Genomic DNA, 12429 nt, shown 5'->3' on the forward strand with positions numbered 1-12429 from the left:
CCGGGGCCGCGCTCAGGGCGCGATGATCGGCGTGGCCTTCATGTCGCTTTGCACCGGGGTTACGCCCGCAAAGCACGCGCCGTTCTCGAACCAGCTGCGCGGCGCAGGCGCCCCCCACAGCGTCTGGCGCTGCGGATCCTTGAGATCCCATTTGATCGGCTCCAGATCGGGATCGACCGTCTGGTAATCCGAGCAGTAAATCTCGATACGGTGGCCGTCCGGGTCGAGAATATAGAGGAAGAATGCATTCGAGATCCCGTGCCGGCCCGGCCCGCGCTCGATATTGGCGACATAGCCGGTCGTGGCCATCAAATCGCACAGATCGATGATGTTGAGCGGCGTGGGCACCCAAAAGGCCGTGTGATGCAGCCGTGGCCCGGTCCCGGAGGTGAAAGCAATGTCATGCACGCCGCCCTTGCGATGGGTCCATGCCGCCCAAAGACGCCCGGTGTCCTCATCTTCGGTATATTCGGTGACGCGAAAGCCGATCTGGTTGTAGAAGTCCACCGCGCGGTCCACGTCGCTCGCAAAACAGTTGAAATGGTCGATCCGCAGCGGCTTGACGCCCTTGTAGAGCGCATATTTCTGGTGGATCGGGGGCAGACGGTCCATCTGGAAATAGAACTCGATGGGCATGCCGAAACAGTCCTGCGTGCGCAGCGTCCGGCCCTGATAGGCGCGCTCGACCCATGCGACGGGCAGACCTTGGGCTGCGAACCAGTCATGCGCCTTGTCGAGCTCGGCCTCGTCAAAAACCTTGAAGGCCAGCGCGCGCACATCCGGGTCTTCGGATTTCACCAACACCATGCAGTGATGGCCACGCTCCTCCATCGCGCGCAGAAAGATATGCCCGGCATCCTCATCCGTGACCTGAAGCCCCAGCGTATCGACATAAAACGCACGGCTCGCGGCCAGATCCCGCACACCAAGGATGACATGGCTCAGGCGCAGGATGTTGAAGGGCGGGTACAGGTTCGGGGCCGGAATGGGCATGTCTCTCTCCCAGAGATTGGATCGGACCGGGCGCCCCTCCTCGGCCGCCCGGAAAATGTCTCAGCCGAGCTTCGGCACGGCGTGGATCTTGCGCGGAAAGGAGACGTTCACCGTCTCCATGTAGAAATCGAACGACCAATCGCCGCCATCGCGCCCGATCCCGCTGGCCTTCACCCCACCAAAAGGCGCGGGCAGATGGCGCACATTCTCGGAATTCACCCAAATCATCCCAGCCTCAAGCGCGTCTGTCATCTGCATCGCGCGGTCGAGATCGCGGGTCCAGAGATAGGCGGCGAGCCCATAGGGCACGTCATTGGCCAGCGCCAGTGCCTCGGCGTCGTCGTGAAACGGGATCGCACTGAGCACCGGACCAAAGATCTCCTCCTGCGCAATCGCCATGTCGTTGCGCACATCGGTGAACAGCGTCGGCGCGATATAGCAGCCGGTCTCGCCCAGCTTCTGGCCGCCTGCGGCGATGGTGGCCCCTTCAATGCGCGCCCGGTCGAAATAGGCCAGCACCTTGGCCTCGTGCTCGGGATGGATGAGCGGGCCCACCACGGTTTGCGGATCGAGCGGATGGCCGACCTTGAGCCCCTGCGCCACTTTGGCCACGCGGGCGGTGAAGGCCTCATAGATGTTGTGATGCACCAAAAGCCGCGAGGATGAGGTGCAGCGCTCGCCATTGAGCGAATAGATCATGAAGCTCGCAGCGTCGGCGGCGCGATCCAGATCGGCATCCTCGAAGACAATCACCGGGTTCTTGCCGCCCAGCTCGAAATGGACCCGTTTGAGCGTGTCGGCACCTTGGCGCATGATCATCGAGCCGGTGCGGCTTTCGCCCACAAAAGCAATCGCCTTGATGTCGGGATGCTCGGTCAGGCGCTTGCCCGCATCCTCGCCAAAGCCGTTCACAAGGTTCAAGACGCCCTTGGGCAGCCCCGCCTCTTCCGCGATCTCGACCAACAGCTTGGCGGTCATCGGCGAGAACTCGGCGGGTTTATGCACCACCGTGCAGCCCGCCGCGAGCGCCGGGGCGATCTTCCATGTGGACAGCATGAAGGGCGTGTTCCACGGCGTGATCACGCCTACCGGACCGATGGGACGGCGCGAGGTGACATTCATCTGATTGGCGTTGCGCAGGCTTAAACCATCCTCCGCCGAAGGCGCCTTATCGGCGAAGAAACGGAAATTGGCCGCTCCGCGAAGCGCCGCCTTGGACATGAATCGCAGCGCCTGCCCGGTGTCGAGACACTCGGTAAAGGCGATCCGCTCGGCATTGGCCTCGATCGCCTCGGCCACCTGAATGAGGATCCGGCGGCGCTCGGAACCCGGCGTCTTCGACCAGCTCGGGAAGGCCGCTTTCGCCGCCGCAACGGCCGCGTCGATGTCCGCAGCCCCGCCCTTGGCCACTTGCGCCAGCGGCGCCAGATCGACCGGCGAGAGCGTCTCGAAGGTCTCGCCCGATTGCGCCGCCACGCTTTGTCCGGCGATGTGATTGCACACGCCCGTCTTGGCGAAATGCGCGATATAGCCCTGCGCGCGGGCCAGATTGTCGCTCAGATCACCCATGGGCCGCCCCCTTGGTTTGGCCCGCCAGACGGGCATGGATCGAGTTCTGTTTCCAACTGAGATCTGGGTTGATCTCGCGGATCTCGAAGGAAAGCGTGAAATGGGGCGTGGCCAGAGGTTCGGCTAATGCTTGCCTCGCTGCGGCAAAGATAAGATCGCCCGCCGCGCGCAATGCCTCGGGGCTGCGCCCGGAGGCCACCGCGAAACCGAGCGCGGCAAAGTCGTTCTCGGGCAGACCGTCACCGACAATCGCGTGATCGGCGCAATAGGCGCGCACCCGGATGCCGCCCAGCGGAAAGATCCCGGCCTCGCAGATCGCGCTATGCAGCGCCCGGCAGAGCGCGGGAATATCGGCCCGAGCTGCCAGACCCGGGGAATATTCGAGTGTCAGATGGGGCATGGCGGTCCTCCTCACGACGCATTTTAATTAACATGTTAATTTTAGTCCGACTTGTCAACTCGGGAAAATCTCGTGATGTTGCGGGCATCCGAAACAGGAGCCAAGCCGCATGGCCGAGACATCCCCCCCGCCCCCGCTTCGTGACGGGCTTGAGTTGCATGCGCCGCACCGCTCGCTGCCGATTGCGCTGTTGCGCGCGCGCGAGCGGGTGATGGAGCGGTTTCGTCCCCTGCTGAACGCCCATGATGTGACCGAGCAGCAATGGCGGGTCATGCGGGTGCTGCGCGAAAGCGGGCCGCTCGATGCCAAGACGCTGGCCGAGCGGGCCTGCGTTCTGGCCCCCTCGCTCACGCGGATGCTGCGCAGCCTTGAGACGCGCGGGCTGATCTCGACCCAGCGCGATGCCGAGGACCGACGACGCACGCGCGTCGTGCTCAACCCGAGGGGCGAGGCGATCTTGCACGCCGCCGCCCCGCAAAGCGCCAAGATCTACGCACAGCTTGAGGCCGAACTTGGCGCGGAGCGGATCGAGCGGCTTCTCGACGAACTCGATGCGTTCATGCAGGTGCTTGAGCCGCGCGACCCGCCGTCCGGGGCTTGACGGAGATCGTTTCATTGCGAATGAAACTCTTTTAGACTGTCGCTGCAGATCGGAGCCCGCATGAAGCTCGAAGAGTTCTTTCCCTATCGCCTCGCGATTGCCGCGGATGCGTTTTCGCGCAATCTGCAGGATGTCTATGCCCGCGAATACGGGCTCACGCGGGAGGAATGGCGGCTCATGTCGATCCTCGACGGGGTCGGTCGGATCAGCTCGCTCGACATTGCGCGGCGCACGACGCTCGACAAGGTGCAGGTCAGCCGCGCCGCTGCCCGCCTTGAAGCCAAGGGGTTGATCATACGCCATATTCCCGACAGCGACCGGCGGTTGCGCGAATATGAATGCACGCCGCAGGGGCGCGAGATGTATCAAGAGGCGCGCGGCAAGGTGAATGCGCGCGCCCAGTCGATGCTGGAGGCGCTGCCGCCCGGCGGGCGCGCAGCCCTTGAGACAGGTGTGAACGCGCTGATCGAGACGATGCGCCTCGATATCGAGACCCGCGCCCAGAGCGCGCCCCCCTCCGAGGCGCGCCCGCCCCGGAGTTGAGGGCACGCCGCCTAGCCGCCCACCAGCCACAAGGAGATCGCCGGGAAGGCCACGATCAGGCTGATCCGCACGATATCGGCCACCCAGAACCACAGGATCCCGCGAAACATCGTCGCGAGCGGCACATCGGGCAGCACAGAGCGCAGCACAAAGACATTCATGCCCACAGGCGGGGTTATCAGCGAGATCTCGGTCGCGACCACGACAATCACCGCGAACCAGATCAGCGCATTATCGGGGTTCGACAGCACGCCCGAGCCGAAATCGAGCTGATAGATCAGCGGGTAGAAGATCGGCACCGTCAGCAAGATCATCGACAGGCTTTCAAGCACCATGCCCAGCACCATGTAGATCAGCACGATGGCGATGATCACCTCATAGCCGCCAAGGCCCAGCGTATTGACCAGATCGGCCAGCGCATCAGGCAGGCCTGCAAAGGTGACGAAATTGCCAAAGATCTCGGCGCCGATCACGATGGCAAAGATCATGGCCGAGGCAATCGCGGCATCGATCAGCGCAACCCAAAGCACCTTTGCCCGCAAGCCGCCCACCGCCAGGGCGATCACGACGGCGGCCGCAGCCCCCATGCCCGCCGCCTCAATCGGCGTGAAGAACCCGCCGTAAATCCCCACCATGATGAAGATAAACAGCGCCAGCGTCGCCAGCACGCCGATCATATCGCTGCGCGACATCGACTGGGGCCTGCGCACCTTGGGCGCCAATTCGGGCTTGAGGCGCACCGCCACCATCACCGCGACCAGATAAAGGCAGATGCCAAGGACGCCCGGCAGGATACCCGCGATGAACAGCTTGCCGATATCGCTTTCGGTGAGCAGGCCGAAGATGATCATGATGACCGAAGGCGGGATCAGGATGCCCAGCGTGCCGCCCGCCGCAATCGAGCCTGTGGCAATCGAGTCGTCATAGCCAAAGCGCCGCATCGAGGGCATCGCGACCTTGGACATCGTGGCCGCCGTGGCAAGCGATGAGCCACAGACCGCGGAGAAACCACCACAGCTCAGAATCGTGGCCATGGCGAGCCCCCCGCGCATCCGGCCAAAGACCCGATCCGCGCCGTTGAACAAGCCGCTCGCAATGCCCGATCCGGCCAGCACATTGCCCATGAAGATGAACAGCGGCACGACTGAGAGCGAATAGTTCATGCCGGTCTCGAAGACGGCATTGCCGACCATCGCGCCCGCAGCCTCGGTCCCGCGCATCGCGGCAAAGCCCGCCCCGCCCACGAGCGCCATCGCAAAGGCAATCGGCACGCGCACGAAGACCAGCACCAGCAGGATGGCAAAGGCTATCAGGGAAATCGTCATTCGGGTCTCCGAAGCAGGGCCACCACCGCCGAGACGGCAAAGCTGAGCACACCAATCGCGCCGAGATACCAAAGCCTGATCCCGAGCCCCGATGTGGCGATCTGTGTGTGAAACTGGTCTTGCGTGAGGCTGATCAGCCGCCATGCGAAATAGGCCATGACAAGGGCCGCAATCGCGCCCCCGATCCGGGCCAGTGCGCGCTGCATCACCTTTGGCAGAAGCGGCACCAGCAGATCGACCTCGACATGGCCGCCCCTGGCCGTGGTCAGCGGCATCGCCACGAAAACCAGCGCGCCCAGCAGGACTTGGGTGATCTCATAGGCACCGGTGAGCGGGTTGTTGAGGAGGTAGCGACCGATCACATCGGTGCAGGTGACGAGGATCAACCCCGTCACCAACCCAGCCGCGATCGCCTCCAGAACGAAGCGCGCGCGTGCAATCATACTTTGACGCCCGTCATTTTGCGGAACTCGGCCAGAGCGGCGCGCCCGTCATAGCCCGAGGCGAGACTGTCAGACCATTGGCCCTCGAAGACACCCGCCTGCGTCTTGATCGCATCAAGCACTTCGGTCGGTGCGACCTCGGCCACCATGCCGCCCTCTTTGGCCGCTTTCTTGCCCCGGTCATCCGCGCCGTTCCATGCCTTGCCCACGCGGGTGGCAAAGGACAGGCCCGACAGATCGCTGATCGCCTTTTGATCGGCGGGCGAGATCGCGTCCCATTTGCCCGGGTTCATCACCAAGAACCATGTCGTGTTATAGATGCCACCGGGGATCGTGCTGGTGTATTTGAGGTATTTCGCAAGGTTGAACGAGGCAATCGCGTCATAGGGGAAGGTCACCCCGTCAACGACCCCGCGCGAGAGCTTCTCATAGACCTCGCCCGAGGGGGTAAAGATCGTCTCGACGCCGAAATGGCTCATCAGATCGGCGATATAACCGCCCGGCACGCGCATCTTGAGGCCTTGCAGATCCTCGATCTTGTTGATCGGGCGCTTGTTGTTATGGATCATCCCGGGGCCGTGGTTGAACAGGCCCAGAAGATGGGTGCCCGCATGTTCCTTCGCCGCGCCGAGCTTCTCGGTATAGACGGTCCAGAACGCCTCGGACATCGACACGGCGTCATTGCCCAGAAAGCTGAACTGACCGACGCGGGAATTCTTGAAACGGTCGTCCTGCGTGAAGCTGTGCAGCCCGTAGGTGATATCGGCAATCCCGTCGCGCGCCATGTCGAAATGCGCAGGCGGTGAGCCCAGAGGCTTGGCCAGCACCCGGATGCGCACGCGGCCCTCGGTGGCTTTCTCGATATCCTTGGCCCAAGGCTTGATCGCATCGACCACGATCGGGTGGCGCGGCGGCAGCCAGCTGGACAGGACAAGATCGACGCCGGCGGCGCGCGCGGGAATGGCGGGCAGCGCAAGGGCGGCACCTGCCGCAGCGGCCGTGCCAAGGAATGCGCGCTTGGTATAGGTTGTCTTCATGAGATCCTCCGTTGAGTGAGATGGCCGCGGGTCTCTCCTCCCCCCAAGCCACAGCTTAACACGTTAATGAGTGTTCGAGATCGGACGCGCCTGCGCAAGCCCTTCCTTCGATCCGGCCCGGGTTGCGAGATCAAAGGCCGCCTCCAGCACGTCGCGCTCGCCGATATGGTTCATCAAGATCAGAACCAGCCGGGCATTGAGCGCGGCGCTCTCGGCCTCTGACAGCCCCTCATGGGCGGCGATCAGCCGTTCATAAAGCGCGTCGTGGTCCTTGAGATTGAGGTGCGTGATCAAACTCATGCCCGGCCCTCCCGGATCGCGGCGTAATGGGTGGCGATGCTTTGTGCATTCGCCTGTTCCCAGCGCGCGGCCACGACCTGATCGGGGCGGATCAGATAGAGCCCCTGCCCGGCCTGACCCAGATAGCGCGTGCGCAGCTCGGGCGTGATGTCCAGCTCGACCGCTTGCAGCCCCGCGATGTCCGGAGCCTGCGTGCCGATGGCCAGCAGGCAAAACCTGCCCGCAAGCCGCGACATCAGCCAGTCATTGCCCAAAGGCGCGTCCTGCGCCACCGATCCGGGCCGGGTTGCGCGCGGCATGGCCTCGCAATCGGGGGCGTCGGTGAGCGGATAGGTGCAGGGCACGCTCAGGCGGCCCGAATTCACCATCGGTCGCGCGAAACCGGCATGTTCCGAGAGCGCAAGAACCGCGTCGCGGAAGACCCGCTCAGCGCCCGCGCGCGGCGACATGAAGCGCGTCGTACGGCTGGAATTAGCGATATTTTCATCCGAGCCATAGGTGCGCTCGAGATCATAGCGCTCAAGCAGCGCAGGCCCGCCCTCGCCCTTGACGATAGCGGCCAGACGCCAGCCAAGCGCGTCGACATCTTGCAAGCCACCATTGCCGCCCCGCGCCCCGAAGGGCGAGACGACATGAGCGCTGTCGCCCACGAAAATCACCCGGTCATGCACGAATTTCTCAAGCCGCCGACATTGGAACGTGTAGATCGAGGTCCAGTCGAGCGTGAAATCGGACCGCCCCAGCGCCTTCTCGATGCGCGGAATGATCCGCTCGGGCTTGCGCTCCTGCTCGGGATCGGCCTCCCAGCCAAGCTGCAGATCGATGCGGTAGATATTGTCGGGCTGCTTGTGCAGCAGCGCCGATTGGCCCGCGTGAAATTCCGGCTCAAACCAGAACCAGCGCTCCGAGGGGAAATCCGATTGCATCACGATATCGGCGATCAAGAAGCGCTCTTCAAAGAGCACGCCTTCGAAGTCCAGCCCCATCATCGTGCGGATCGCAGAACGCGCCCCGTCACAGGCCAGCAGATACTCGGCCTCAAGGCTGTAGGCGCCATCGGGCGTCTCGATCTCGATCTGCGTGCAATCGGGCTTTTGTTGCAGCCCCGTGACCTTGTTCTTGAAGCGCAGATCAATCAGCGGATTGGCCTGCGCCTGAGCGGCCAGATATTCCTCGACGTAATATTGCTGCAGGTTCACGAAGGCGGGCATCTTGTGACCGCCTTCGGGCAGCAGATCGAAGTTGAAGACCTCGCGCGCGCCGTGATGGGTGCGCCCGACCTTCCATGTCACGCCCTTCTGGACGCAGCTCTCGCCAACGCCCAGACGGTCGAGGATCTCAAGCGAGCGTTTCGACCAGCAGATCGCCCGGCTGCCCACCGAGACGACATTGTTATCATCGAGCACAACCGAACCCACGCCGTGATTGGACAGCTCGATCGCGGCGGCAAGCCCGATCGGGCCCGCCCCCACGATGATCACTTTGTGGCGGGCCTCCGGCGCGCTCAGCCCCGGAGGTGCGACATAGTCGAATGGCTTGTAATCATAGGGCATCGGTTCCTCCTCCCTTGCCGTTGGCTGCGCGATCAGCCCTGAAGCGCGTCCCACATTTCGCGGTCGCGCTCTGCGGTCCAGATCCGCGGCGTGTCGATCCCGCGGGCCTCGTCATAGGCACGCGCCACGTTGAACGGCAGGCAATGCTCGTAGATTGCGTAATCGGCGAATTTCGGGTCGCAGGCTTCGCGCACCGCATCCCATGCCTCTTTCAGGCTGCCGCCACGCGCCACGACGCGTTCGACCGGCTTATAGGTCGAGCGGACGAAATCGGCGGTGTTCTCGAGCGCCTGCGCCACCATCTCTTCGCCCACCAGCGCATCGCCCCGGCCCGGCGCAATCGCGCGCGGCTCGAAGGCTGCGATATTGGAGAGCGTGTCGGCCCAGTCGCTGAAATGCCCGTCGCCGCAATAGCAAGCGGAGTGATATTCGACGATATCGCCCGTGAACATCACCTCTTGATCGGGCACCCAGATCACCGCATCACCTGCGGTATGGGCGCGGCCCAGATGCATGATGTCGACCCGGCGCTTGCCCAGATAGACGGTCATCGAGTCCGAGAACGTCGTGGTGGGCCAGGTCAGACCCGGGATCTCGTCATGCCCTTGGAAGAGGCGCGGGAAACGGCCAAATTCGCTGTCCCAATCCTCTTGGCCGCGCTCTGCGACCTGCGCACGAGACACGTCGGACATGATGATCTCGCGCGCGCCATAGGCGGAGGCGCCGAGCACGCGGACGGCGTGGTAATGGGTGAGAACCACATGCGAGATCGGCTTGTCGGTGACCGAGCGCACGCATTCGATGACCTTGCGCGCCAGACGCGGGGTCGCCTGCGCCTCGACGATCATCACGCTCTCATCGCCGATGATGACACCGGTATTGGGATCGCCCTCGGCGGTGAAGGCGTAAAGCCCCTCGCCGACTTGGGTGAAGCTGATTTTCTTGTCCGCCATGTCGCCTTGCGATGCGAATGCTTTAGCCATGAGACTTACGTCCTTTCGTTACTCTTGCGCCCAGTCGGGCAGTTCGACGGCGGGCAGGACTTGCCCGGCACAGTCGCCAAATCCAATGCGGTAGCCATCGCCCTTGGCGGCCCCGCGCAATGTCAGCGTATCGCCATCCTCGACGAAGCTGCGGGTCTGACCATCGGGCAACTCCAGCGGCTCCTTGCCGCCCCAAGACAGCTCCAGCAGCGAGCCACGGCTGTCCTTGTCAGCCCCCGAGATCGTGCCCGACCCCAGCAGATCGCCCACCCGCATCGCACAGCCCGATGTCGTGTGATGGGCCAGTTGCTGGGCTGCAGAATAGTAGAGATAGGCGGTATCGGAGCGCGAAATCACGTATTCCGCGCCGCTTTTGGGGCGCAGCGCGACCTCCAGATCGATCTGGTAGTTCATCGGGCGGGGCTCGCGCAGATAAGGCAGCAGCGGGCGCTCACGCTCGGGCGTGCCCACGCGGAACGGCTCGAGCGCCGCGCGGGTCACGATCCAAGGGCTGATCGTGGTCGCGGTGGCTTTCGCCTGAAACGGCCCGAGCGGCACATATTCCCACGCCTGAATATCGCGCGCCGACCAATCGTTGAGCAGCACATAGCCAAAGATCATCTCATCAGCCTGAGCCACCGAGACCATCCCCTGTGAGGGCTGGCCGACGATTGCGCCAAATTCCAGCTCGATATCGAAGCGCTGGGAGGGAGAAAAGCGCGGCAGATCCTCGTCCGGGCCTTTCACCTGACCCCAAGGCCGGGTCACGGGCGTGCCCGAGACCACCACCGACGAGGCACGGCCATTATAGCCGATCGGGACCGACAACCAGTTCGCAGGCAGCGCGTTCTCCGCCCCGCGAAACATCGTGCCGACATTCGTTGCGTGGTGCTTTCCGGCATAGAAATCCGTGTATTCGGCCACGCGAAACGGCATCAGCATGCGCGATTTGGACTGCGCGACCAGATGCGGCTCGACCGCTGCGCGATGGCCCTCGTCCGAGAGCAGCTCGGTCAGACGCGCACGCAGCTGCGCCCAGACCTGCGGCCCGGCCTCCATCACGCGGTTCCACGCAGGCTCGGCCAGAAGCGCCGGGTCGAGCCCGTGATCGACCGCGCCAAGATCGAGGATCATCGCGCCAATCGCCACCCCCATCCGGGCGCCGCGCCCGTCGTCGAAGACGCCGTAAGGCAGGTTCTGGATTGGGAAATCGGTGTCGCCATTGGCAGAAGACACCCAGCTTTTCATCTCGGTCATTTGACCCCCGGTTTTCCGTCGAATTTCTTTTCGATGCTGTCCCAGCAATCGATGTAATCGTCTTGCAGCGGCGCCTCATTGGCCGCGAAGGCGGTCAGATGCTGCGGGAAGCGCGTCTCGAACATGAACTGCATCGTGTTGTCTTGCAGCACCGGCACCATCGGCTCGTTGCTCGCTTTCTCGAACGCCGCGCGGTCCGGCCCGTGGGGCAGCATCATGTTGTGAAGGCTCATGCCACCCGGCACGAAGCCCTTGGGCTTGGCGTCATAGATGCCGTAGATATTGCCCATCATCTCGGACATGATGTTCTTGTGATACCATGGCGGGCGGAAGGTGTGCTCGGCCACCATCCAACGCTCGCGGAACAGCACGAAATCGATATTGGCCGTCCCCTCCTGCCCAGAGGGTGCCGTGAGCACGGTGAAGATCGAGGGGTCGGGATGGTCAAACAGGATCGCGCCGACCGGGCTATAGGTGCGCAGATCGTATTTATAGGCGCAGTAATTGCCGTGCCATGCGACCACATCGAGCGGGGAATGATCGATGAAGGTCTCGTGGAACTGACCGCACCATTTGATCACGACCCGGCTTTTCGCGTCGCGATCCTCAAAAGCCGCCACCGGGCATTTGAAATCGCGTGGATTGGCCAGACAGTTCGCGCCAATCGGGCCGCGGCCCGGAAGGTCGAACTTCTGCCCGTAATTCTCGCAGACGAAACCGCGTGCGGGGCCCTCGAGCACTTCAACCCGGTAGACGAGCCCCCGCGGGAGGATCGCGATCTCTTTGGGCTCCAGATCAATCACGCCCAGTTCGGTGCAAAACCGCAACCGGCCCTCTTGCGGCACCACGAGCAATTCGCTGTCGGCGGAGTAGAAATACTCGTCCTGCATCGACTGCGTGACCAGATAGATGTGGCTCGCCATACCGATTTGCGTGTTCACATCGCCCGCCGTGGTGATCGTGCGCATCCCCGTGATCCAGGTCTGGGCGGCTTCTGTGTGGGGCACGGGATCCCAGCGATACTGCCCAAGGCTGATCACGTCCGGGTCAATATTGGGCGCGGATTTCCAATAGGGCACATCGATCTTGGTAAAGCGCCCGGTATGTTTCACCGACGGACGGATGCGGTAGCACCAAGTCCGCTCGTTCTGGCCGCGCGGCGCGGTAAAGGCGGTGCCCGAAAGCTGCTCGGCATAAAGCCCATATTCGCATTTTTGCGGGCTGTTCTGGCCCTGCGGCAAGGCGCCGGGCAGCGCTTCGGTCTCAAAATCATTGCCGAAACCGGGCATGTAGCCTTCATGGGTACCGGTTGTATGACCGGCGCGGATCATCCCCTGCGGCAAGCTATGGTCCGTCATCTGAAATCCTCCGTCTCTGCGCCCGACTCCCCCGAGCACGCTTGGGAGTATATTTTGTTGCATTCGC

General features: G+C 63.2%; 13 protein-coding genes. 2 read left to right on the plus strand and 11 right to left on the minus strand.

Features of this window, described 5'->3' with window-relative positions; all coding sequences use genetic code 11:
* Nucleotides 1-12: 12 nt before the first annotated feature.
* The 3 genes from hpaD to DL1_RS01520 are packed head-to-tail and all read right to left on the minus strand — an operon-like array spanning nucleotide 13 to nucleotide 2962.
* The gene (hpaD, locus tag DL1_RS01510) at nucleotides 13-993 is read right to left on the minus strand and encodes a 3,4-dihydroxyphenylacetate 2,3-dioxygenase (RefSeq protein WP_038061353.1); all 981 of its coding nucleotides are present in this window, start codon (nucleotides 991-993) and stop codon (nucleotides 13-15) included.
* A 60-nt stretch (nucleotides 994-1053) separates the two neighbouring features.
* Complete coding sequence (hpaE, locus tag DL1_RS01515) at nucleotides 1054-2562, minus strand: 5-carboxymethyl-2-hydroxymuconate semialdehyde dehydrogenase (protein WP_038061356.1); 1509 nt, start codon at nucleotides 2560-2562, stop codon at nucleotides 1054-1056.
* Complete coding sequence (locus DL1_RS01520) at nucleotides 2555-2962, minus strand: 5-carboxymethyl-2-hydroxymuconate Delta-isomerase (RefSeq protein WP_038061359.1); 408 nt, start codon at nucleotides 2960-2962, stop codon at nucleotides 2555-2557. Before DL1_RS01520 ends, hpaE begins: the two co-directional genes overlap by 8 nt.
* Before the next feature lie 109 nt (nucleotides 2963-3071).
* On the opposite strand from DL1_RS01520, the gene hpaR reads away from it, so the two are divergent.
* Together hpaR and DL1_RS01530 are read left to right on the plus strand one after the other, a co-directional pair.
* Complete coding sequence (gene hpaR, locus DL1_RS01525; protein ID WP_038061362.1) at nucleotides 3072-3563, plus strand: homoprotocatechuate degradation operon regulator HpaR; 492 nt, start codon at nucleotides 3072-3074, stop codon at nucleotides 3561-3563.
* Between the two features lie 60 nt (nucleotides 3564-3623).
* Nucleotides 3624-4106 carry a MarR family winged helix-turn-helix transcriptional regulator gene (locus DL1_RS01530; RefSeq protein ID WP_051693231.1) on the plus strand — a complete coding sequence of 161 codons (483 nt, stop codon included), beginning with the start codon at nucleotides 3624-3626 and terminating at the stop codon, nucleotides 4104-4106.
* Nucleotides 4107-4117: 11 nt separating this feature from the next.
* On the opposite strand, the gene DL1_RS01535 is transcribed toward DL1_RS01530, so the two are convergent.
* From DL1_RS01535 to hmgA, 8 genes are all read right to left on the minus strand, one after another.
* The gene (locus DL1_RS01535; protein WP_038061365.1) at nucleotides 4118-5431 is read right to left on the minus strand and encodes a TRAP transporter large permease; all 1314 of its coding nucleotides are present in this window, start codon (nucleotides 5429-5431) and stop codon (nucleotides 4118-4120) included.
* Nucleotides 5428-5874 (minus strand): TRAP transporter small permease, encoded by a 447-nt coding sequence (locus tag DL1_RS01540; protein WP_051693232.1) that lies wholly within the window; start codon nucleotides 5872-5874, stop codon nucleotides 5428-5430. The genes DL1_RS01535 and DL1_RS01540 overlap by 4 nt, the downstream gene beginning before the upstream one ends.
* Nucleotides 5871-6911: a TRAP transporter substrate-binding protein gene (locus DL1_RS01545; protein ID WP_038061368.1), complete on the minus strand. Its 1041-nt coding sequence runs from the start codon at nucleotides 6909-6911 to the stop codon at nucleotides 5871-5873. The genes DL1_RS01540 and DL1_RS01545 overlap by 4 nt, the downstream gene beginning before the upstream one ends.
* Before the next feature lie 63 nt (nucleotides 6912-6974).
* Entirely contained in the window at nucleotides 6975-7211 is a 237-nt protein-coding gene (locus DL1_RS01550) for a DUF2783 domain-containing protein (protein WP_038061372.1), read from the minus strand.
* On the minus strand, nucleotides 7208-8764 hold the full coding sequence (locus tag DL1_RS01555; protein WP_038061375.1) for an FAD-dependent oxidoreductase: 1557 nt from the start codon (nucleotides 8762-8764) through the stop codon (nucleotides 7208-7210). The genes DL1_RS01550 and DL1_RS01555 overlap by 4 nt, the downstream gene beginning before the upstream one ends.
* A gap of 32 nt (nucleotides 8765-8796) precedes the next feature.
* Entirely contained in the window at nucleotides 8797-9747 is a 951-nt protein-coding gene (locus DL1_RS01560) for an MBL fold metallo-hydrolase (RefSeq protein ID WP_038061377.1), read from the minus strand.
* Nucleotides 9748-9765: 18 nt separating this feature from the next.
* On the minus strand, nucleotides 9766-11004 hold the full coding sequence (gene fahA / locus DL1_RS01565; RefSeq protein ID WP_038061381.1) for a fumarylacetoacetase: 1239 nt from the start codon (nucleotides 11002-11004) through the stop codon (nucleotides 9766-9768).
* Nucleotides 11001-12362: a homogentisate 1,2-dioxygenase gene (gene hmgA / locus DL1_RS01570; protein WP_038061384.1), complete on the minus strand. Its 1362-nt coding sequence runs from the start codon at nucleotides 12360-12362 to the stop codon at nucleotides 11001-11003. The genes fahA and hmgA overlap by 4 nt, the downstream gene beginning before the upstream one ends.
* Nucleotides 12363-12429 lie beyond the last annotated feature (67 nt).

The organism is Thioclava dalianensis (genome assembly GCF_000715505.1).
In the GTDB taxonomy this organism is placed as follows: domain Bacteria; phylum Pseudomonadota; class Alphaproteobacteria; order Rhodobacterales; family Rhodobacteraceae; genus Thioclava; species Thioclava dalianensis.